Source organism: Mycobacterium simiae (assembly GCF_008370645.1).
In the GTDB taxonomy this organism is placed as follows: domain Bacteria; phylum Actinomycetota; class Actinomycetes; order Mycobacteriales; family Mycobacteriaceae; genus Mycobacterium; species Mycobacterium simiae_A.
Map to the genome: position 1 here is coordinate 1 of NZ_VTZN01000008.1, position 21,883 is coordinate 21,883.

The 21,883-nt window shown below is 64.3% G+C and carries 15 protein-coding genes and 1 pseudogene; 7 read left to right on the plus strand and 9 right to left on the minus strand.

What is annotated here, in order from left to right; translation table 11 throughout:
* Positions 1-38: 38 nt before the first annotated feature.
* The 6 genes from F0Q45_RS02725 to F0Q45_RS02750 form a co-directional block, all read right to left on the minus strand.
* A complete protein-coding gene (locus F0Q45_RS02725; protein ID WP_149652442.1) occupies positions 39-479 on the minus strand; it encodes a thioredoxin family protein in 441 nt (146 codons plus the stop codon).
* A gap of 30 nt (positions 480-509) precedes the next feature.
* Positions 510-1,196: a serine O-acetyltransferase gene (cysE, locus tag F0Q45_RS02730; protein WP_149652443.1), complete on the minus strand. Its 687-nt coding sequence runs from the start codon at positions 1,194-1,196 to the stop codon at positions 510-512.
* A 2-nt stretch (positions 1,197-1,198) separates the two neighbouring features.
* Positions 1,199-2,131: a cysteine synthase A gene (gene cysK / locus F0Q45_RS02735; protein ID WP_149652444.1), complete on the minus strand. Its 933-nt coding sequence runs from the start codon at positions 2,129-2,131 to the stop codon at positions 1,199-1,201.
* Between the two features lie 368 nt (positions 2,132-2,499).
* Positions 2,500-4,146, minus strand: a complete 1,647-nt coding sequence (locus F0Q45_RS02740; protein WP_149652445.1) for an NAD-dependent malic enzyme — start codon at positions 4,144-4,146, stop codon at positions 2,500-2,502.
* A gap of 63 nt (positions 4,147-4,209) precedes the next feature.
* Complete coding sequence (locus F0Q45_RS02745; RefSeq protein ID WP_262490839.1) at positions 4,210-4,464, minus strand: hypothetical protein; 255 nt, start codon at positions 4,462-4,464, stop codon at positions 4,210-4,212.
* A 123-nt stretch (positions 4,465-4,587) separates the two neighbouring features.
* Positions 4,588-8,691: a bifunctional nitrate reductase/sulfite reductase flavoprotein subunit alpha gene (locus F0Q45_RS02750; RefSeq protein ID WP_149652480.1), complete on the minus strand. Its 4,104-nt coding sequence runs from the start codon at positions 8,689-8,691 to the stop codon at positions 4,588-4,590.
* Between the two features lie 403 nt (positions 8,692-9,094).
* Between F0Q45_RS02750 and F0Q45_RS02755 the strand changes: the two genes are divergently transcribed.
* A complete protein-coding gene (locus F0Q45_RS02755) occupies positions 9,095-9,580 on the plus strand; it encodes an LppP/LprE family lipoprotein (protein WP_149652481.1) in 486 nt (161 codons plus the stop codon).
* 214 nt (positions 9,581-9,794) lie between these two features.
* Complete coding sequence (locus tag F0Q45_RS02760) at positions 9,795-11,312, plus strand: nitrate/nitrite transporter (protein ID WP_149652446.1); 1,518 nt, start codon at positions 9,795-9,797, stop codon at positions 11,310-11,312.
* Between the two features lie 2 nt (positions 11,313-11,314).
* On the opposite strand, the pseudogene F0Q45_RS02765 reads toward F0Q45_RS02760, so the two are convergent.
* Positions 11,315-12,105, minus strand: a pseudogene (locus tag F0Q45_RS02765) (acyl-CoA dehydrogenase family protein); the annotation flags it as partial.
* Between the two features lie 47 nt (positions 12,106-12,152).
* Here F0Q45_RS02765 and F0Q45_RS02770 point away from each other — a divergent pair.
* Positions 12,153-12,899, plus strand: coding sequence for a VIT1/CCC1 transporter family protein (locus F0Q45_RS02770; RefSeq protein WP_149652447.1), 747 nt, complete (start codon positions 12,153-12,155; stop codon positions 12,897-12,899).
* A gap of 40 nt (positions 12,900-12,939) precedes the next feature.
* Here F0Q45_RS02770 and F0Q45_RS02775 read toward each other — a convergent pair whose 3' ends face one another.
* Both F0Q45_RS02775 and F0Q45_RS02780 read right to left on the minus strand, forming a co-directional pair.
* Positions 12,940-15,171 carry an ABC transporter permease gene (locus F0Q45_RS02775; RefSeq protein ID WP_149652482.1) on the minus strand — a complete coding sequence of 744 codons (2,232 nt, stop codon included), beginning with the start codon at positions 15,169-15,171 and terminating at the stop codon, positions 12,940-12,942.
* Between the two features lie 144 nt (positions 15,172-15,315).
* Positions 15,316-15,792 carry a MarR family winged helix-turn-helix transcriptional regulator gene (locus F0Q45_RS02780; RefSeq protein ID WP_149652448.1) on the minus strand — a complete coding sequence of 159 codons (477 nt, stop codon included), beginning with the start codon at positions 15,790-15,792 and terminating at the stop codon, positions 15,316-15,318.
* Between the two features lie 117 nt (positions 15,793-15,909).
* Between F0Q45_RS02780 and F0Q45_RS02785 the strand changes: the two genes are divergently transcribed.
* The 4 genes from F0Q45_RS02785 to F0Q45_RS02800 all read left to right on the plus strand — a co-directional run bounded on the left by F0Q45_RS02785 (position 15,910) and on the right by F0Q45_RS02800 (position 21,271).
* The gene (locus F0Q45_RS02785) at positions 15,910-17,964 is read left to right on the plus strand and encodes an ATP-binding cassette domain-containing protein (protein WP_373424907.1); all 2,055 of its coding nucleotides are present in this window, start codon (positions 15,910-15,912) and stop codon (positions 17,962-17,964) included.
* Positions 17,964-18,815 (plus strand): energy-coupling factor transporter transmembrane component T family protein, encoded by an 852-nt coding sequence (locus F0Q45_RS02790; protein ID WP_149652450.1) that lies wholly within the window; start codon positions 17,964-17,966, stop codon positions 18,813-18,815. The genes F0Q45_RS02785 and F0Q45_RS02790 overlap by 1 nt, the downstream gene beginning before the upstream one ends.
* A gap of 117 nt (positions 18,816-18,932) precedes the next feature.
* Positions 18,933-20,402 carry an amino acid permease gene (locus tag F0Q45_RS02795; protein ID WP_149652451.1) on the plus strand — a complete coding sequence of 490 codons (1,470 nt, stop codon included), beginning with the start codon at positions 18,933-18,935 and terminating at the stop codon, positions 20,400-20,402.
* On the plus strand, positions 20,399-21,271 hold the full coding sequence (locus F0Q45_RS02800) for a universal stress protein (RefSeq protein WP_149652452.1): 873 nt from the start codon (positions 20,399-20,401) through the stop codon (positions 21,269-21,271). The genes F0Q45_RS02795 and F0Q45_RS02800 overlap by 4 nt, the downstream gene beginning before the upstream one ends.
* Positions 21,272-21,883: the final 612 nt, after the last annotated feature.

Consider the following 21,883-nt stretch of genomic DNA (forward strand, 5'->3'; position numbering starts at 1 on the left):
CCCCACGGTGGCGAACACCAAGCGATCCAGGGAGCCGGTTATGGTAGATGGGCGAGCAGAGGGGCCAACGCCGCGCGCAGATCGGCCGCTTGGGGCACACCCGCGGTGCGATACCGTTGCCGCCCGTCCGCGTCGAAGATGAGCGTGGTGGGCAGCGAGAGCACCGACATCCGTTTAGCAGCAACCGGACTGGCATCGATGTCGATCTCGACGTGTGCCACATCGGACAGGTCGGCGCACACCTGATCGACGACGCGGCGCACGGTGGCGCACGGACCGCACCATGCGGCGCTGAAGTGCACGACGGTGGGCCCGGTCTTGGATAAGGCAAGCTCCGATGTGTCTTGCAAGACTACTGTGCTGGTTGTCGACTTGGGCACGCGCAATACACCCGATCGGCGATTGATCGCCACGCCGATCACCGACGTACCTGTGATCGCGCCGATGACCGCAGTCGCGGCGAGTACTACCGAGCTCACCAGTGCACCGGGCGTTCCGCGCCGTCTTGCTCAGATGGAGAAGTCTTCGCCATGCCATACACCGGCCTCCGGCGGCCGGATGACGCGTTCCATCGGTGGACGGTCGTCGGATTTGGCCTCCAGCCTGGCCACTCGGGTGAGCAGCGATTGGAGGCTGACGCCCACCAGATCGGGCAGCAGCGAGTCGTCGTCCTTGGACGAACCGTTGCGGCTGATGACTTGCCCGGGCACCCCGACGACCACAGCACCAGACGGAACCTCCTTGACCACGACGGAGTTGGCGCCTACCCGGCTGTCGGCGCCGATCTTGATCGGGCCGAGGATCTTGGCGCCGGCGCCGATCGTCACCCGGTCACCGATGGTGGGGTGGCGTTTGCCAATGTCTGTACCGGTGCCGCCGAGGGTGACGCCGTGGTACAGCGTGACGTCGTCGCCCACCTCAGCGGTTTCACCGATTACCACCCCGGTTGCGTGATCGATGAACAGACCGGAGCCGATTACGGCCCCGGGATGGATGTCGACACCGGTGAGTATGCGGGTGAGCTCGGCTAACGCTCGGGCGACCAGCCGTGCATTACGTAGCCATAACCAGTGGCTGATTCGGTGACCCCACACGGCGTGGACGCCCGGGTAGCTGAAGATGACTTCCAGGACGGTGGGGCGGGCCGGGTCGCGGTGCCGGGCGGCCTGGATGTCGCGTCGTATCTCGGCCAGCATGACTAATCGGCTAGATCGGCAAACAGCGGCGTGCTCAAGTATCGCTCGCCAAAGGAGGGCAGCACCACCACCCCCAGCCTTCCGGTGTTCTCTGGCCGCGTAGCCACCTGCAGCGCGGCCACCACCGCGGCTCCCGAGGAAATACCCACCAATAATCCCTCTTCCCGGGCGAGCCGCCGGGCCATGGTGAACGATTCTTCGTTGCCAACGGTAATGATCTCGTCGACCAAGCCCAGATCCAGCACCGGCGGGACGAAACCGGCGCCGATCCCCTGAATGGGGTGCGGTCCCTTCTGGCCGCCGGACAGCACCGGCGACGCGGCGGGTTCCACGGCGATGAACTGCGCCGACGGCTTGCGTTCCTTGATGACTTGGGCAACCCCGGTGATGGTGCCGCCGGTGCCGACGCCGGAGACGAAGAAATCGATCTTGCCGTCGGTGTCCTTCCATACCTCCTCAGCGGTTGTCACGGCGTGGATCGCAGGATTGGCCGGATTCTCGAATTGCTGAGGTATGAAATACCGCTCATCGGTTTTTGCCAATTCTTCGGCTTTGGCGATAGCGCCCGCCATGCCTTCGGCGCCGGGAGTGAGCACCAGCTCAGCACCGTAAGCGCGCAGCAGCATTCGCCGCTCCATGCTCATGGTTTCTGGCATGGTCAGCACACACTTGTAGCCACGCGCGGCGGCGACCATCGCCAACGCGATTCCGGTGTTCCCGCTCGTGGGCTCGAGGATTATCGTGTCCGGCTTGATCAGGCCCGCCTTCTCGGCCGCGTCGATCATGGCTACCCCGATGCGGTCCTTCACGCTGCCCGCCGGGTTGAAGGATTCCAGCTTGGCGACCAGCTCGGCCCCTGCACCATCGGTGACCCGTCGCAGCCGGACCAGGGGGGTGCCCCCGATCAGTTGTGTGATGTTCTCGGCGATGGTCATTGGCAATCTCCAACGATGTCGGCGGTGTACCCAGTGGCTAGTGGGTAGTTGTCTGCCGCCCAGCTGCGCCGACGGATCGCCTCCGGTGGCGGGGCATTAGTGGACGTGGGCAAGACACTCATAGGGCGGTTTGTCTTCCTGAAGACTTTGGTAGTGCACGTCACGGTGCCGAGAGGCGACTGAGGACGGCGATTACCGGACGGTCAGAAGGCGCCAGGAATCAACAGCAACAACAACAGTCCACGCCGCGGCAGCGGGTAAGGACGAAGCACAGCTTTACAGCCTGTTGCATGGGTCCACTATAGGGCATTAGCGCATATCCCCTGTTCGGCTTGACCGCGATATTGGTCCGCGCCCCCGGCGCTCCCTTAGTCGTACACCGGCAGCCACATGGTGTCGAGGATGGCCTGCTGGACGTCCTCGTGGGTCTTCGTAGCCACCCCGTCTGCTACGGCGGCCTGATAAACGGCCTCGGCCACCGTCGTCGAGATACCACGCAGGTCCTGCACATCGGGCAGCAGCGAATCTCCGGTCTGGGTCGGATTAGCCTTACACGCAAGTGCTTTGGCCGCTGCGCGCAGCATGCCCTGGGTCAGCAGCCGGGCCCCGGACACGATGACGCCCAGTCCGATGCCGGGAAACACCAGCACATTGTTAGCCTGGCCGATGGTGTAGGTGTTTCCGTCGTATTCGACCGGCGGGACCGGGCTGCCGGTGGCGACCAGTGCTTTACGGCTCGACCACGCCAGCACGTCGGCCGGCATCGCTTCCATGCGCGAGGTCGGGTTAGACAGCGGGAAGATCATCGGACGTTCGCAGCACGCCGTCATCGCTTGGACCACTTCTTGGGTGAACGCGCCGGAGACGGTCGAGGCGCCGAGCACGATGGTGGGAGACGCCATCCTGATCGCCTCGACCAGTCCGACCCGCGCCCCGGACTTGACACCTAGCCGCTGACGGTTCTTCGCATACGGCAGCTGAAAATCCCGCAGCCCCTCCATGTCGTCGAAGAGCAGCCCCTGTTTGTCGATGGGCCAGATCTGCGATGTCGCCTGCTCACGGCTGGCGCCGTCGGCGACCATGGCATCCCGGATCTGATCGGCGACACCCATGCCGGCGGTTCCAGCCCCGAAAGCAATCACCACCTGGTCGCGCACCGGGATACCGGTGACGCGACACCCGCCGTCAATCGCTGCGACAACCACCGCGCCGGTTCCCTGTACGTCGTCGTTGAACACGCAGTAATCCGCACTGTACGTCTGCAGAATCATGCGGGCGTTCTCCGGCCCGAAGTCCTCGAAGTGCAGCAGCGCGTGCGGAAACATCCGGTGGGCGGTCTCGATGTAGCGCCGGACGAAGTCGTGGTACTCGGCGCCGCGGCGTCGGGCGTGGCGATTGCCCAAGTAGAACGGGTCCTGCAGCAGCTGTTCGTTGTCGGTGCCGACATCAAGTGACACCGCGAGGCTGCGCCGCGGGTCGATGCCGCCGCCGGCGGTGTACAGCGCCAATTTGCCTACCGCGATCTGGATGCCGCCCACGCCCCAGTCACCAATACCCAAGATCGCCTCGGCGTCGGTGCATACGATCAGGTCGACGTCGTCGGGCTCGAGTCCCAACGTTTCGAAGGCTGCCCCGATCTCGTTGGGCTCGTCGATGCTGAGAAACAATCCGCGTTGCCCACGGTATTCATCCGAGAACCGTTGAATCGCTTCACCGACCGTGGGCGTGTACACCACCGGCATCAGCTCGGGCAAATGGTCGATCAACACCTTGTAGTAGAGCAGTTCGTGGCGGTAGTGCAGCTGCTCCAGCAGCAGATTGCGGCCCAGATCGGTCGCCAGGCTCTGCAACTGATGCCAGACCCGGTCGGCTTGTTGTTCGAGGGTGAGCACCGCCGACGGCAGCCGGCCGGTGAGCCCCAGCCGTCGCCGCTGCTCGTGGGTAAACCCGACCCCGCGGTTGAGGCTCGGGGTGGACAGCGCGGCGGGGAACCTTGGTACGCAGGCGTCACCCATCACGACCTCCGTCCGGGAGTTGGCGTGTCAAGTCACGGTAGCGCGGACCGAGGTGAACGCGAATTAGCGCGTGGACTCAGACGCATTGGCGTCGGGGTCAACGGGTTCGATTTGGCAGACGCACACTTGGGCAAGGCCGCAGTTCCACCGCCGCAACTGGGTCGCACGCTTGCGTATCAGGTGCTGCGAGTAGACCTTGTCGCGCTGCTCCCGGGAGAACGCAAGGTCGAGGTTGACCGGCAACCCCGCCCAATCGACCTGGTCAGGCGGCGCCGCGCCACGCCGAAGCCGGCACTGCAAGGGACATATAGCGGTCACGGCCGACATCCCTCCCTCGAGCGTGCAGTCTCTTGGGTGAATGGTGCGCCGACGATGTTTCGGCCGCGGATGTGCTGTGTTTCCGCTCCATTACCGGCTTTCCCACGGTGTGCGTTCCAGGTCTCAGTAGACGTCGCGGTGGTAGCGCTTGTCGGCGGCGAGCGACCGCACGTAGGCGGCGGCCGCTTCTACATCGAGGTGTCCGTGTTCGGCTGCAATGTTGCATAGCGTGTGGTCCACCTCTTTGGCCATGGGGTCGGCGTTGCCGCACACGTACAGTTGTGCCCCATCCTGCAACCACTGCCACAGCTGCGCCCCGCGCTTGCGCATCAGGTGCTGCACGTAGACCTTATGCCGCTGGTCTCGGGAGAATGCCAGGTCGAGTTCGGTGAGGAACCCGTCGGTATGCATCGCCTGGATCTCGTCGCGGTAGTAGAAGTCGGTGGCCGCGTGCTGTTCACCGAAGAACAGCCAGTTGGGTCCGGTGTGGCTGAGTGCCCGCCGTTCTTGCAGAAAGGCCCGGAAGGGCGCGATGCCCGTTCCGGGACCGATCATGATCATCGCCGTGTGCGGATCGGCCGGAGGCCGGAAATTGCTTGACTTCTTCAGGTAAACCGCGATCTCATCGCTGGGACAGCGGTCGGCGAGATAGGTCGAGCACACGCCGCGACGTGGCACGCCCTGGAAGTTGTAGCGCACCGGCGACACGGTCAGATGCACCTCGTCAGGGTGCTCTTTAGGGCTCGACGAGATCGAATATAGGCGCGGCTGAAGCGGTTTCAGCACTTTCAGCCAGTCGTCGATCGATGCGGTGACCGGTGCCGCAGCGAGCACATCGACCGACTGTCTACCCCATGACCAATTAGCCAGCACCGCTTTGTTTTCCGGCCTCATCAAGTCGGCGAGTTGGTTGGCGCAGTCACGGTTTTCGCTGCGCTGCTGAACGAACCGCAGCAGGTCCGGGCTGATGTGGGCGATCTCGAGGTGCTCGGTCAGCGCCGCGCGCAGCGACATCGATCCGCGGTTGGCGATCTCCACTTCGGTGCGCGGGTCGAGCCTGGTCGCGGTGAGCCATTCGTCGACTAGCTGTTTGCAGTTGCGCGGCCACACCCCCAGAGCGTCGCCGGCCGCATAGCTGACGGTCTGCTCGGGCAGGCTAAACACCAGATGCCGCACGTCTTTTGCTGATCTCGGCTTGCTCAGCGTGGTGTTGCGGACCACGTTGGTGACCAGTGGGTTCTGCTTGGTGTGTGTCCGTGGCGTCCGCGTGGGCAACGATGTGCCGCACAACTTGTGCAGAATCTGGTCAAGCCAGCTGGCGGCGGCGGCTTCGTAATCGGGTTCGCAATCAACGCGGTCGATGATGCGGGTGGCTCCCAGTTCGGCCAGGCGCTGGTCCACAGCGCGCCCATGACCGCAGAAATTATGGTAGTTGGAGTCGCCGAGCGCCAGAACGGCGTAGCGGATATCCGCTAGTCGCGGAGCGGTGTCTGCCGACAGCGCTTGCCAGAAAGCGGCGCCGTTGTCTGGTGGCTCGCCGTCCCCGGTGGTGCTGGTGATGAGTAGCAGCTGGTGAGCTTTCGGCAGCTTGGCCACTGCGAACTCGTCCATGCTGTGCAACGCGACCGGCTGTTGGGCGGCGCGGAGTTGGGTGGCGACGTCGACGGCGAGCTCTTCGGCAGTCCCGGTTTGCGAAGCCCATAGCACCACGATCGGTGCTCGTTCGGCGGTTTCGGGTACCGACTTCGCTTGGGGTGTCTGGGTGCGCGCGAACATCCCGGCGAGTAAGCCGTCCAACCACAGCCGGGTAGGGGTATCGAACGGAGCGCTGACGGGTACCGTGGGCACCCCAGGCATAAGTTGACCGGTTTCCGAACGCAGCCCGGCCATCAAGCCCGCCAGGTACGAGCGGCCGATCGGACCGAACTGCGGCGTGGGTTCGTTTGCCACTCCGAGGAATTCGGCTAGAGCGTCGATCTGACCTACACCGCTGTGCGGTGTATCGGTCCGTGGTTTGGCTTGAGGTGTCGAATTTTTCCGCGACACCGGCTGGGCGACCTTGGTCAAGGTGACCGCGCACGCCTTGTATTCCGGTTGTCGCGATATCGGGTCGACGGCGTCGTTGGTGACCGCGTTGATGGACAGGTATTCGCCGAACGCGTCGTTCCAGTGGAAGGGCGCAAAGCAGTTGCCGGGCCGCACCCGGTCGGTGACTACCGCGGGCAGCACCGCCCGGCCACGGCGAGAAGCGATCTCGACGGGGTCACCGTCACAGATCTGCAGCTCGGTGGCGTCATCGGGGTGGATCTCGACGAACGGACCCGGGTTGAGTTTGTTGAGTGTGGCGATCTTGCCGGTCTTGGTCAGCGTGTGCCAGTGGTGCGGCAAGCGTCCGGTGTTGAGCACGAACGGATAGTCGGCGTCCGGCATCTCGTCAGGCAGCAGATGGGGGCGGGCGAAGAACACCGCACGGCCAGTCGCGGTCGGGAACGCCAACCGCGGCACGGTGCCGTCGTCGCGAACCAATTGTGTCTGGCTGACACCGTCGTTGCGGTAACGGACCGGGCTGCGGCTGCTGGCGCCATCGGGCGGGCACGGCCACTGCAACGGTGTCGTGCGTAGTCTGTCGTAGCTGACACCGCGCAGGTCGTATCCGGTTGCCGGGTTGGAGAATCGTTTGATCTCCTCGAAAACGTCGGCGGCCGACTCATAGCTGAAGTACTCCGAAAAGCCCATCTCGCAAGCGATCCGGGCGATGATCCGCCAGTCTGGCAGGGCCTGCCCGACCGGCTCGACGGCCTGTTGGAACAAGGTCAAGTTGCGCTCGGAGTTGACCATCACCCCCTCGGATTCCGTCCATAGAGCGCCGGGCAACAGCATTGTCGCGTATTCGTTGGTCTCGGTTTCCAGGTACGCGTCTTGGCTGATCACCAATTGGGCCTGCTCCAGGCCAGCCAGCACAGTTTTTCGGTTGGCTACCGTGGCAACGGGATTGGTGCAGATGATCCAACACGCCTTGATGTCGCCGTCAGCCATGCGGGAGAACATGTCGACCACCCCGGCGCTGACTTCGCTACGCAGCGACCCGCGCGGAATACCCCACTGTTCTTCCACAAACTCGCGGTCCTCAGCCGACAGCACCGATCGCTGGCCCGGCAGTCCCGGCCCCATGTAACCCATTTCGCGTCCGCCCATGGCGTTGGGCTGCCCGGTCAGCGAGAACGGCCCGCTGCCAGGTTTGCAGATCGCTCCGGTGGCCAGGTGCAGGTTGCACAGCGCATTGGTGTTCCAAGTACCGTGGGTGCTCTGGTTGAGTCCCATCGTCCAGCAGCTCAGCCAATTGCCGGCTGCGCCGATCCAGCGTGCCGCAGTGCGAATGTCTTCGACAGGCAGGCAGGTGATTTCGCCGACCTTGTCCGGCGGGAACTGCGCGAGGAAGCTCGGCATCACCTCCCAACCCTCGGTGAATTCGGCGATGAAACGCGGATCGGTGTGCCCGTTCTGGATGATCAGGTTCAGCAAACCGTTGAGCAGCGCCAAGTCGGTGCCGGGCGCGATCTGCAGGAAGAGGTCAGCCTTGTCCGCGGTCGCGGTGCGGCGTGGGTCGACGACGATCAACTTGGCTCCGGCTTTGACGCGTTCCATCATGCGTAGGAACAGGATCGGGTGGCAGTCAGCCATGTTGGAGCCGATGACGAAGAAGACGTCGGCATGGTCGAAGTCTTCATAGGAACCAGGAGGTCCGTCCGCTCCCAACGACAGCTTGTAGCCCGAACTGGCACCGGCCATGCACAGCCGGGAGTTCGACTCGATCTGGTTGGTGCCGATAAACCCTTTGGTTAGTTTGTTGGCCAGGTACTGGGCTTCGATGGACATTTGCCCTGACACATACACGGCGACAGCATCGGGGCCGTGCTCGTCAATGATGGCCCGTAACCGCTTGGCGCACTGGGTGATGGCAGTGTCGATGTGGATGGGCTCCAGGGGCTGGCCTCGGGTGGCCCGCAAGTACGCCGACTCCATGCGGCCTGGCGCGGTCAGCAAGTCGGCGGTGGTGGTGCCTTTGGTGCACAACCGCCCAAAGTTGGCCGGATGCGACTTTCGTCCAATTGACTTGGCAATGTGACGCTTTCCCGTATGTGGCTGCGTTGTGAGGTGCAGCACAAGGCCGCAGCCCACGCCGCAATAGGCGCACATAGTGTCCACAGTGTCCTTGTCGGACGCCATGCGCTCCCTAGCCACGCCTACGTCCTTTCCGCACCCACCGTGCAAAGGGGTACGCATTCAATCCTGCGAGAAGGATGTTTCGGGACGGGATGTTCGAGGTTTCGGCCGCTTTACGGTTTCCTCGCGGCAGGTCAGCGCGGCAGTGCGTTGCCGGAAACGCCCCGAAAACGTAGGGCAGGCCAACGAGCTAGTCCTGGGCATCCCAGTCGAGGCCTAGACTACCTGCGAACTGGCCACAATTAGCCCGGATGCCTGCGGCTTCGATCAAATCGGAGGAACATTCACAGTTCTCGCTCAGCTCCGGGCATGGGCCGCGAGCGTTACTTTGTGCACAGCGGGTTACCGGGCGGTTCACAGACCTCGCTAAGCTCGCGACGTGCCTCATCGGACAAATGTGATTCTGATGATGGCGGTGCTGGCCTTGGGATCAGGACTGGACGGTTGCGGCTGGAAGGCGCCGCCTCGGCCACCACTTGCAGCTCAGCCACCGGAGAGCTGCAAGCAGGGTGACGGGCCGACGGCCGATACTGTACAGCAGGCAATTGCCACCGTTCCGATAGCGGTGCCGGGTTCGGCCTGGGTCGAAATTGGTCGGGGACACACCAGGAAGTGCCGCTTGCACTGGGTGCAAATCATCCCCACCATTGCCTCCGAGTCGACTCCTCAGCAGCTGTTGTTCTTTGACCGAAACACTGCGCTTGGCTCGCCAACCCCGAATCCGAGGCCCTATATCACGGTGCTGCCGCCAGGCGATGACACCGTCACAGTGCAGTACCGGTGGCGGGTTGGGAGTGATCCCGAGTGCTGCCCTACCGGTAGCGGCACGGTGGGATTCCAAATCGGGCCCGACGGCAGGCTCATAGCGCTCGGCCCCATACCACGCCAGTAGCGCTATCGGTAGCGTTGGCGCACAATCGTTTCCATTAACCTTTGGCATCGGTTGCGGCGCGACCCGACGCTACCGCCCGGCTAAAGCACTTTTAAGCACTTTTACAGCAGTTACTCAGCGTTTTCAGGCTGCTCACCGCGTGCCGCCCGGGTGGAAGTTTGGCACTCTGAGGTTTCAATTGTGGCTTCGCAGGAGTCCGGGTCTAAGGAGTGTGATGGAACAGCAGATGCTGCTGCAACGCGAGGAGTCGCTGAGCAGGGCCGGCCGCTTAGGAGCTGCATCGCACCTTGATACCGGCGCGTGTGTCCGGCGCCGGGGTGGCTCACGTCATATATCGCATTGGGACGCCGAGGATGTGGCGGCATGGGAAGCCGGCAACAAGATCATCGCCCGACGAAATCTGATCTGGTCGATAGTGACTGTGCACCTGGGTTACTCGGTGTGGACGCTGTGGCCGGTGCTGGTTTTGTTCATGCCGCAGCATGCTTACGGCTTTTCCGCGGGCGACAAGTTTTTGCTGGACATGGTTGCCACCATGGTCGGGGCTTGCCTGCGGATGCCCTATTCGTTGGCCACGATCATTTTCGGCGGTCGCAACTGGGCGATCTTCTCCGCCGCCGTGTTGCTGGTACCCACCATCGGCGCCATGGTCCTACTGGCTCATCCGGGGCTGCCGTTATGGCCGTATCTGGTGTGTGCGGCGTTAACTGGTTTGGGCGGCGGAAATTTCGCTGCTTCAATGAGTAACGCCAATGCCTTCTACCCGCATCGGCTCAAGGGTTCGGCGCTTGGGATCGCCGGCGGTGTAGGCAATCTCGGGGTGCCGATGATCCAGTTGGTAGCACTACTGGTCATTGCCGTGTGGGGTGGGGGCAAGCCGTGTCTGGTTTGCGGATTCTATGCGGTGCTGCTCACGGGCTCCGTAATCGGCGTAACGCTGTCCATGAACAACGTCGAGCAGCATCGGGTGGGGGCGAGTCGACTCAGCCCGATCGTCCGCTCGGTCTTGTCCCTTGGCGACACCTGGATGCTATCGCTGCTCTACCTCGGTACTTTCGGCTCGTTCATCGGCTTTTCGTTTGCCTTTGGGCAAGTGCTGCAGACCGACTTCGTCGCCACCGGACAAAGCACGGCGCGCGCCGCTGTGCATGCTGCCGAGCTCGCTTTTGTTGGACCCTTACTGGCCGCGCTGGCCCGGGTATATGGTGGCCGGCTGGCTGACCGTATCGGCGGGAGCCGTCTCACCCTGATGGTCTTCGTCGCTATGACTGTGGTTGCCGGGGTGCTGATCAGCGCGGGCATGCTGGAACAACGACACAGCGGTCCGATGACAGGTACCACTATGTCGGGCTATTTCGTCTGCTTCATCGCGCTGTTCATCCTGTCCGGGCTGGGCAACGGATCCGTTTACAAGATGATCCCGACGATCTTCGAGTCGGCGAGTCGCTCGTTGGACCTCAACGATGCGGAGCGCCGTGACTGGTCGCGGGCGATCTCCGGGGTTGCTATCGGGTTGGTAGCGTCCATAGGGGCGTTCGGGGGGGTCGGCATCAACCTGGCGCTGCGCGAGTCCTATGTGGCCACCGGCACGGCGACTGACGCGTTCTGGATCTTCATGCTGTTCTACGCTGCTGCGGCGGCTTTGACATGGAAGGTGTACCTGCGCCGCTCGGTCGGGCACATCGCGGCCGTGCCGCCGACACGGGCCGCCGCAGAGATTGTCGGCCACTGAACTTAGTCGGGCAGATTCTCTGGGTGCAGCATCTGTGCGTAGCGCAGGGGCTCGGGGATTCCGAAGCCGTCCACTAACGTCTTGGCGTGCGGCCGCAGCACCCGGCATCGGTCAATAATGGCCCGGGTCACTGCCTTGGACCCGTTCGGTAGACAGGAACCGGTGCGCGACGTAGCAGGCTTTGTCTTCCTCGATCACCGACAACGCATACCGGTCGCACACGGCCTCGAGCAGCTCGCGGGCCGCACGGTCCGGGCAGGACTCGATCCCGGCGACGAAGGCTTCGAGCACCACCCGATCGATGTGCGCCTGCGCCGCGTGCAGGACGTGGTCCTGCACCGCATTGAACGCGTCGAATGCTGACATCTCGTTGGACCTCGCCTGCAGGCGGCGCGCGACCGAGGACAGCAATAGTCCTGTTGAACAGGCTGCCGCCTTCCTCATTGTCCACCCGGGTATCCACGATCGTCTGCAAGATCGTCTCGGCAGCAGTGCGTTTCATCACGCGCTCACCGACGGCGTTGGCGGCGAAGCGCACCCATTCGACCGGGCTCATGCCGCGTATGTCGTCGGCGTAGGCGGTCAACAGCTCCTTGGCTACCAGTTGGGTCAGCACGTGGTTGTCGCCCTCGAACGTGGTGAACACGTCGGTGTCGGCGCGAAGTTCGATCAGCCTGGTCTCGGCCATATAGCCGGCTCCGCCGCAGGCCTCACGCGCTTCCTGGATGGCCCGGCTGGCGTGCCAGGTGTCGGCCGCCTTGAGCCCGGCAGCCCCGGCCTCCAGCTCACGTTGTCGTCCGCGCCTACGTTGCCGGTACCGGGGTGGGTTTAGATAGCGCAATGTCCAAGCGTGAACCTGGGATCGAACACGACAACGTGGGTCCATTTACCGAACCGGCCCCCGACGTGGGGCACTTCCATTCCGACGTCAGCGGCGGCTGGTTGCGCGCAGCTGCCTTCGGCGCCATGGACGGCCTGGTCAGCAATACCGGGCTGATCGCCGGGGTGGCTGCCGCCGAAAGTGTCCACGCCACCATCGTCAGCGGTATCGCCGGGCTACTGGCCGGTGCGTTCTCTATGGCGTTGGGTGAGTACTCGTCGGTGACCACAGCCAACGAGCAGATCGACTCCGAAGTGCATCTCGAACGACGTGCCCTGCGTACCCGTCCGCACGCCGAGCGGGCCGAATTGGTGACAATGCTGCGCGAGCTCGGCATGAGTGAGAAGACCGCGCAGGTTGCCACCGACGAAATCCACCAGGATGAGAACCGCGCGGTCAACTTCCATCTAGTGCGCGAAATCGGTGTGGATCCGGCCGCCAAACCGTCGGCGCGGGTGGCAGCCGGATCGTCATTCGTGATGTTCGCTATTGGCGCGCTGATCCCCTTGATCCCTTACCTGCTCGGCTTTGGATCGTTGCTGGCCGGTCTGGCGTCAGGTGGGGCCGGCCTGCTGGTCGCCGGCGGGCTGACTGCTCGGTTCACCAGCAAGCCAGCGTGGTGGGCAGCGTCTCGGCAGTTGATCTTCGGCGCGGTCGCTGTCGCTGCCACCTATCTGGTGGGGTTGCTGATCGCGGCGGTGCTGTGACGCGTACGCGACGCCCAACCGTGGTCAGCGCTGGGTCTGGTTATTCGCGTGCTGCCGACGGCGATGTGGTGGGCGCGCGCAGTCGGTACCGGGCGAATGCCGCCCACAGCGCGCCCAAGACGATAAGAATGGCCATGTCGAATAGCCACCAACCCGGGTAGTGTGCCCACACCGCGTTATGGGCGGCGAGGGCGTCAACCCTGCGCAGTTCGACGGTGGAAGCCGTTGCCGCAAACCCCCACTGGCCCGGAACAAACCAGGAGATCTGGTCGAAACCCCACGTGCCTGCCAGTGTTACGAGGCCGCCGGCGAACAGGGCCGATGCCAGGATCACCGGCACCACCAGCGGCAGGACCTCTCGTCGATGCCTGCCGAGCGTGGACAGCGCCAGCCCGATGATCGCCGAGACGATGGCCGTGGCTGCCACACCCACATACAGCTCCGCGGTGGGACTGTGGAGCAGCACTGCGCCGTGGGCGGGCCGGCCTTTGGTGGTGACCACGATGGCGGTGAGAATGGCGGCCTGGATGGCTGCAACCAATCCGAACACCATAATCTTGGCGATCAGGTAGGCCGACGCAGACAGTCCGACGGACTGCTCTCGCCGGAAAATCCGGCGCTCGCTGACCAGGTCACCAGCCGTCAGCACGGTGCCCATCAGCACCGCGGCAACGTTGAGCGCAGCGAGGATTGCGATGGCTTCGTGAGGGTTACCGGCCGACCGGTCGGGCCGGTCCAGTCCGGAATCCCCGGGAATCAGCAGGGTGAGGGCGCCCAATGCGAACGGCAGCAGGCTTAGAAACGCCAAGTACGCGCGGTTGGCGGCCAGGAGGCGGACCTGACGGCGAGCCACCAACGCGACCTGCCGCCCGAAAGCGAGCACAGCGGGCGGCCGCTCCGACGCTGTCATCGCTGGCGGTACCGAAACAGATGCCGGCTGCCGGTTCAGAAACGCTTGATGGGCACCGCCGGGATTGGCGCTGACCCGTGCCGAAGCCTCGGACCAATCACTGGTGCCTAGCACCGATTCGATCTGCGCAGGCGGTCCGGCGAAGGCCAAGGTGCCGGCCGGGGTGAGTAGCAGCACCTGGTCGCACAGGTGCACATGCGCAAGTGACATCGTCGCTACCACGACGCATCCGAGGTCTGCCTGTCGGCGCAGCATCGCCATAACGTGGCTCTGCTGAGCCGGATTCGGCCCGGCGGCCGGTTCGTCGACCACCAGCAACGACGGTCTGGTGATGAGTTCGATCGCCACTGACAGGCATCGGCGCAGCTCGGGCGCCAGATTGGCTACCCGGGTCCTACGATGCGGCGTCAATTCGAGTTCGTCGAGAACCTGGTTGACCACCCGGTGGCGATTCTCGGGCGAGGTATCGGGCGGCAACCGCATTTCGGCGGCGTAACCCAAAGCCTGTTCGACGGTAAGCAAGCGGTGTACTCGGTTGTCGCGCGGAACTACACCGATGCGCGATCGCATCAATTCCGGCTCAGCGTCCACGTCGTGGCCATCCACGGTCAGCACGCCGGAACTGAGTGGGCGGGTGCCGGCTAGCAGCCCGATCAATGCGGCGTTGCGGGGTCGAGACGGCCCGATGATTGCGATCAACGAACCCGGGCGTGCCGAGAACGAGATTTCGGAAAGCAGATCGTGCCCAGCGGCGGCGAAGCCCAGTCGAAAGGCCGCGACTCCGATCGTGCGCGCACCGGGTTTTAGTGGGAGTCGGTTGGTTGACGGCAGCCGTTCGGCGGTCGGCTGCTTAGGTGTCACTGCCGCCTGCGCGGATCCAGGCGCCGGTGGCCGGTCCGATGGCGTCAGCCGGATGGGCGTGGTGGTCCGGCCGGAAGCCAGGTGTGAGTGCGCGGGGGCGGAGATTCGACGGCTGGCTGGCTCTGCCGGCACCCGCTGCGTGACTTGTTCGGTCGGGGGCGTGGGGTTGGGTCGATGGCCGGTCGCGGACGGGCACTTCTGGCCGCGAGGCGGATCCGGGCGCCCGCTGGCAGCGGCGATCTGGAAGGTGAGCCGGGGACCGTGCTGGGGATCACCAATCGCTATCGTCTGGCCGTCGAGAATGTCGATTGCCGACAACCGAGCACCGCCAACAAAGATGCCGTTTCCGCTTCCGTCGATGGCGACCCAGTGCGTACCCATGGACCGCAGCACCACATCCGGGGTCGGCTGGTCCGCCGGGCCCGGGTGGCTCAAGTGGATATCGAACTGATTGCTGCGTCCCACCAGCACGTCGCGGCCAGGCGCAAAGACATACCGCATCGATCCGACCCAAACGGCCAGCGGGGATGCGTTCGGGATCAAGATGCGGTCGCCACCTTCCGTCACCTCGTACAGCTGTTACATCGACCGACTTACTACGTACCCGCCGGGGCGGGTCTATTTATCCAGGATGCACCGCACAGGTCACAATGTGTTGCGGCCCGGCGTGGCTGCCGCATTGTCGAGAAGTCGGCGCAACACCTCGACCGCATCCGTCAGCACTTGGCGGTCCGTCGGATCGAGTCGGGCCAGTTGCGGTTCGATCGCGGCGGCACGGTCGGCTCGCACCGCCGTCAGCGTGCGGATGCCCGCAGGCGTGATGCGAATGCGTACCGCGCGGGCGTCGCCTGGATCGACGGTCCGGGTCACCAGTCCGGCCTCTTCGAGTCGTCGCACTTGCGTGGTCATCGTTGGTTGAGAGCAATGGTCGACGGCAGCCAGGTCGCCGATGCGGGCTTCGCCTTGGGCTTCGATTGTTGCCAGCAGCCGGGCCTGGGCCGATGGCAGCGGCATTTGGATGCGCTGGGTCGCCAGCCGGTTGAGCCGTGCAACCACGCTCAGTAACTCCGCGCCGAGGCCGTCAGCGACTTCGGCGCGGTCGGCGGCTGTGGATGAAGTCATGTGCCCATCTTGCATGGGTTTGCTATGCCAGACCAATCGTGCGCAGCGTCAGGGCGAACCAGCTTCGCATGGTGTGCTGCGCCGCCCTAGGTATCTGGACCTGGCAGAATCGGTGAAGTGACCGTGCCGGGCCCTGCGACTTCGCGACATCGAGGTGGGCCGCTGCAACCGGTTGAATTGGCGCAGGCATCGGTGATGGCTGCATTGTGTGCGGTGACCGCAATCGTCTCAGTGGTCGTTCCGTTCGCCGCGGGACTGGCGCTGCTGGGTACGGTGCCCACCGGACTGCTGGCCTACCGCTACCGGATGCGCGTGCTGCTGACCGCGACAGTCGCCGCGGGAGTGATCGCCTTTCTGATTGCCGGAATGGGCGGCTTCATGGGTGTCGCGCACAGCGCCTACATCGGTGGGCTAACCGGGGTCGTCAAACGTAAGGGCCGCGGCACGCCGACGGTGATCGTGTCGTCGCTGATCGCCGGGTTGGTTTTCGGTGGGGCTATGGTCGCCATGTTGGCCGTGCTCACTCGACTGCGGCACCTGATTTTCGACGTGATGACGGCAAACGTGGCCGGACTGGCTTCCTTCCTGGCCCGGATCCATCTGGAAGGCGCTGGGGCGGGTCTCAAACGGATTTTCGCCGAAGGGTTGCACTACTGGCCGTGGGTGCTGCTCGGGTATTTCACTGTCGGAATCCTGGTTGTGTCGCTGATTGGGTGGTGGGCGTTGTCTCGGCTGTTGGAGCGGATGCGCGGTATTCCCGACGTCCACAAGCTGGATGCGCCGGTTGGTCCGATTGACGATGAAGCGGGTCCCATCGGTCCGGTCCCGGTGCGTTTCGACAAGGTGCGTTTCCGCTATCCGGGTGCCGGCCAAGACGCGTTACGCGAGGTCAGCTTGGACATCGAGGTCGGCGAACACGTGGCGATTACTGGCGCCAACGGCTCGGGCAAGACGACATTGATGCTGGTCCTGGCGGGCCGGGAGCCGACGTCAGGAACGGTGCGGCGTCCAGGTGCGGTCGGTCTGGGCAAGCTGGGCGGCACGGCGGTGGTCTTGCAGCACCCGGAAAGCCAAGTCTTGGGCAGCAGAGTTGCCGATGACGTGGTATGGGGTCTGCCTCCGGGCGCCAGCATCGATGTTCCTCGACTGCTCAGCGAGGTCGGCTTGGAGGGACTTGCTGAACGCGATACCGGGAGCTTGTCCGGCGGTGAACTGCAGCGCCTAGCGCTGGCGGCGGCGTTGGCCAGGGAGCCGGCGCTACTGATCGCCGACGAGGTCACCACGATGGTCGACCAGCAGGGCCGCGACACCCTACTGCGCGTATTGTCGGGTCTGACACAACGCCATCGGACCGCGCTGGTGCACATCACCCATTACAACAACGAGGCCGAGTCCGCGGACCGCGCGATCAATCTCAGCGATTCCCCCGACAACGCCGACATGGTCGAGACGGCCGAGGCTCCGGCGCCGGCCGTTGCGGTGGGCCACACCGGCCACCGGCCCGCGCTGGAACTCATCGGAGTCGGACACGAATACGGCGTAGGCACTCCGTGGGCCAAAACCGCGTTGCGAGACATCAACCTGGTGGTGGAGCAGGGCGACGGCATTCTCATCCACGGCGGCAATGGCTCGGGCAAGTCGACGCTGGCGTGGATCATGGCTGGGCTGACGGTTCCCACCACGGGGGTGTGCCTGCTTGATGGTCGACCCACCCATGAACAGGTTGGTGCGGTGGCGTTGTCATTCCAGGCGGCCCGGCTGCAGCTGATGCGCAGCCGCGTCGATCTGGAAGTTGCCTCTGCGGCCGGGTTTTCGCCCAGCGATGCAGATCGGGTGGCAGCAGCGCTGAGCGTGGTCGGCTTGGATCCCGCGCTCGGCAAGCGCAGCATTGATCAGCTCAGCGGTGGCCAGATGCGACGTGTGGTGCTGGCCGGCTTACTCGCCTGCTCGCCGCGTGCGTTGATCCTCGACGAGCCGCTGGCAGGTCTGGATGCGGCCAGCCAGCGCGGGCTGCTGCGACTGCTGGAAGATTTGCGCCGAGAACATGGGCTGACAGTGGCGGTCATCTCTCATGATTTCGTTGGGATGGAAGAGCTGTGCCCAAGCACCCTGCATTTGTGCGGCGGTGCAATGGAGCCGGTGTCGACCACGGTGGCTCGAGGGAGCATGTGATGACTTCCACCGCGACACCGGCAGGCCGGGGGGCTAAGCGCCCCTCCCGGCCGGTCGTGCTGCTGGTTCCCGTGCCGGGAAGTTCGGCCATCCACGAGTTGTGGGCCGGCACGAAACTTTTCGTGGTATTTGGTATTTCGGTGCTGCTGACGTTCTATCCGGGTTGGGTGACCATCGGGCTGATGGCGGCCCTGGTGCTAGCCGCGGCGCGGATTGCGCACATTCCACGGGGTGCGGTGCCGTCAGTACCCCGCTGGCTGTGGATCGTTCTCGCCTTTGGCGGTGTAACGGCCGCGCTGGCCGGCGGCGCTCCGTCGATCTCGATCGGCGCAGTAGAGCTCCAACTGGGCGGAGCGTTGCACTTCCTGCGGATCACCGCGCTGTCCATCGTGCTCCTCGCGCTGGGGGCGATGGTCTCCTGGACCACCAATGTCGCTGAGATAGGGCCTGCGTTGGCCACTTTGGGCCGGCCGCTGCGAGTCTTACGCATCCCGGTCGACGAATGGGCCGTCGCCTTGGCGCTCGCGCTTCGCGCCTTCCCGATGTTGATCGACGAATTTCAGGTGCTCTACGCGGCTCGTCGGCTGCGGCCCAAACCGAGTCCCCGCGGCCGCAAGGCTCGGCGGCAGCGGCGGGCCACCGAGGTGATCGACCTGCTCGCTGCTGCCATTACCGTGACGCTGCGACGCGCAGACGAAATGGGGGATGCGATCACCGCCCGCGGCGGCACCGGTCAGCTCGCCGCGAACCCCGCACGACCCAAATTCGCCGACGCCGTGACGATTGCCATCACCGTTGTGGTTAGCGGCGCAGCGGTAGCAATCGAGACTCTGGTGTTGCACACCGCTTAGGCTCCAGGTGGCACATGTCGCGGGGCGAGCGGGAAATCGACTGGGCTCTTGCGCTGTTCGCTGCGGCATTGCGGGAAGTAGGTTCATAATCAGCCTGATCCCGCACCAGGAGGGCACTTGCCGGCTACTTCGCTCAGCTTGAGACAACAGATGCTGCGGCGCCGTCCGGTCGGTGGCGCTCCTGTTGCACAGGGGGCGTCGGGCAGTCTCAAGCGGAGCTTCGGCACCTTTGAGCTGACGATGTTCGGCGTCGGCTCGACGATCGGCACCGGGATATTCTTCGTGCTGTCCGTGGCAGTGCCCCAAGCCGGGCCCGGCGTGATCGTCTCGTTCGTCATTGCCGGTATCGCCGCCGGTCTTGCGGCGATCTGCTACGCCGAATTGGCCTCGGCCGTACCAGTTTCGGGCTCGTCGTACTCGTATGCCTATGCCACGCTGGGGGAGGGGGTCGCGGTGTGCGTGGCGGCGTGTCTGCTGCTGGAATACGGCGTGGCCACCGCCGCGGTCGCGGTCGGATGGAGCGGTTACGTCAACAAGCTGATGAGCACTGTGTTCGGAGTGGAATTGCCCACCGCGCTGTCGATGTCGCCATGGGATGTACAGCCGGGTCAACCGCAGGGCTACGTGAACCTGCCCGCGGTCGTCCTGATCGGACTGTGCGCGTTGCTGCTGATTCGAGGCGTCAGCGAGTCGGCCAAGGTCAACGCGATAATGGTGCTGATCAAGCTCGGTGTGCTGGGCGTGTTCGCGATCCTGGCGCTGAGCGCCTACAACACCGATCACTTCAGGGACTTCGCCCCCTTCGGTGTTGCTGGTATCGGCGCGGCCGCCGGCACCATCTTCTTCTCGTTCATCGGCCTGGACGCAGTCTCGACTGCCGGTGAGGAGGTCAACAACCCACAACAGAGCGTGCCGCGGGCATTGCTGGCGGCGTTGTTCGTCGTCACCGGCGTTTACGTGCTGGTCGCGTTCGCCGCGCTGGGCACTCAGCCGTGGCAAGCTTTCCAGCGGCAAGAAGAGGCCGGGCTGGCCACGATCCTCGACAACGTCACGCACGGCAGGTGGGCCGGCAGCATTCTCGCGGCGGGCGCGGTAATCTCGATTTTCACCGTCACGCTGGTCACCCTGTACGGGCAGACCCGCATCCTGTTCGCCATGGGCCGCGACGGATTGCTGCCGGCGCGGTTCTCGGTGGTGAATCCGCGTACCCAGACACCGGTGAGCAACACCGTGATCGTCGCGATCGTTGCATCGATTTTGGCCGCTGTGGTACCGCTGAGTCACCTGGCGGACATGGTGTCCATCGGCACGCTGACAGCGTTCATCGTGGTCTCGGTCGGCGTGATCATCCTGAGAGTGCGCGAGCCCGACCTGCCGCGCGGCTTCTGGGTGCCCGGATACCCGGTCACACCGGTGCTATCCGTGCTGGCCTGTGGGTATCTGCTGTACAGCCTGCATTGGTACACCTGGATCGCATTTACCGCCTGGGTTGGCGCCGCCCTGCTGTTCTACCTGCTATGGGGGCGTCATCACAGCGCGCTCAATAACTCAGCACCCGATACCGATCACTGCGCGGAGAAGCGGTGAGTGTCGTCGTAGGCTACCTGGCCGGCCGAGTTGGCTCGGCGGCGTTGCATCTGGCTGTGCGGGCGGCGCGGACACTTCAGACGGCGCTGGCGGTGGCGACCATCGTGCCAAAGCCGTGGCTGACACCATCGCTGTCCGGCGCTGACTACGAGCAGTGGGCGGATCAGCTGGCCGCCGACTCGGCAACGGAGGCGCAGCGTTATCTGCGCAGTGCGGCCGGCGGGATCGAGGTCAACTATCTGCAGCGCAGACACCGCTCGGTATCGGGTGGACTGCTTGAGGTGGTTGAGGAGGTCGACGCCGAAATGCTGGTGCTGGGCTCCTTCCCGAGCGGTCGGCGTGCCCGGGTGCTAATCGGTTCCACCGCTGACTGGCTGTTGCATTCGTCGCCGGTACCGGTGGCGGTAAGCCCGCGCCAGTACGATTGCCGCGACGACCGATTGACCCGGCTGACCTGTGGCTACGCGGCGACGCCGGACTCAGTTGACGTGGTGAGGCGATGCTCGGCGCTGGCCAGCGACTACGGTCTGCCGTTGCGGGTGATCACCTTTGCGGTCCGGGGGCGAACGATGTACCCACCGGAGGTGGGCTTGCATGCCGAGTCATCGGTCTTGGCGGCTTGGGCGGCACAGGCACGAGAAATGTTGGAACACCTCAAGACAGACGGTGTGGTCGGCAAAGATGTTGCGCTGCAGGTGGTTACCGGCAATGGGTGGCAACAGGCGCTGGCACTGACCGACTGGCACGATGGTGAGATCTTGGTATTGGGCACTTCATCGCGTGGCGATATCGCCAGTGTCTTTCTTGGCTCCCGCAGTGGCAAGATCATCCGCCACAGCCCGGTACCGGTGCTCGTGTTGCCCGGTTAGCCCCTAGCCCAACCGTTAGGGCTGGGCATTACAGCGCCAATCGCTGTGGTCGACGTTCGAACGCTGACGGGGGCTCTTAACCTCTGCTGCCAATCAATTCGAGGCTACCAAGACCATCAATCCGGCGGGCGGACAAAGGGAGTCGCTGCCGAGGGCCCGGCAAGTACCATCATCCCAGCGCCGTTTTCAGCGGCGAAGACGGCCATTGGAGAGGTATGCGGCACGAAGCGCCGTGTCTTCCAACTTCAGGTTGACTTCAATACTTTCCCGGTCCATAGCCGACAGGTCGGCGAGACCTGGGGCAACGGTGAGCGGCAACGCAGTCGGCAATGCGGTCGGCAATGCGGGCGTGGTTTCCTCTGCTAAAGGTTCTTATCAGCACCCGAGGGGCAGTAGTTGCCAGCGTTGACGTTGACGCGCAAGTGGTGTCGGCGTCAGCGGCTTGCCGATACCCGGATCGCGGGCTGCGCCAGCGTTGCTCACAGCACTAAGCTATGCGAGACGCTGCAGCCACTGCTGTCGAGGAACCGTACGTTGCGGCGAACGGCGGCCAGACGGAGCAATCGCCCTGGCAGTCAACGCGCGTGGTGATAGCCGCGACGTCGGACCAGC

Coding starts and splice junctions, on each gene's coding strand:
- cysE (WP_149652443.1), bottom strand. CDS start 1,196: ATGCTGGCCGAGATACGACGCGACATCCAGGCCGCCCGGCACCGCGAC.
- cysK (WP_149652444.1), bottom strand. CDS start 2,131: ATGACCATCGCCGAGAACATCACACAACTGATCGGGGGCACCCCCCTG.
- F0Q45_RS02740 (WP_149652445.1), bottom strand. CDS start 4,146: ATGGGTGACGCCTGCGTACCAAGGTTCCCCGCCGCGCTGTCCACCCCG.
- F0Q45_RS02750 (WP_149652480.1), bottom strand. CDS start 8,691: ATGGCGTCCGACAAGGACACTGTGGACACTATGTGCGCCTATTGCGGC.
- F0Q45_RS02755 (WP_149652481.1), top strand. CDS start 9,095: ATGATGGCGGTGCTGGCCTTGGGATCAGGACTGGACGGTTGCGGCTGG.
- F0Q45_RS02760 (WP_149652446.1), top strand. CDS start 9,795: ATGGAACAGCAGATGCTGCTGCAACGCGAGGAGTCGCTGAGCAGGGCC.
- F0Q45_RS02770 (WP_149652447.1), top strand. CDS start 12,153: ATGTCCAAGCGTGAACCTGGGATCGAACACGACAACGTGGGTCCATTT.
- F0Q45_RS02775 (WP_149652482.1), bottom strand. CDS start 15,171: ATGCGGTATGTCTTTGCGCCTGGCCGCGACGTGCTGGTGGGACGCAGC.
- F0Q45_RS02780 (WP_149652448.1), bottom strand. CDS start 15,792: ATGACTTCATCCACAGCCGCCGACCGCGCCGAAGTCGCTGACGGCCTC.
- F0Q45_RS02790 (WP_149652450.1), top strand. CDS start 17,964: ATGACTTCCACCGCGACACCGGCAGGCCGGGGGGCTAAGCGCCCCTCC.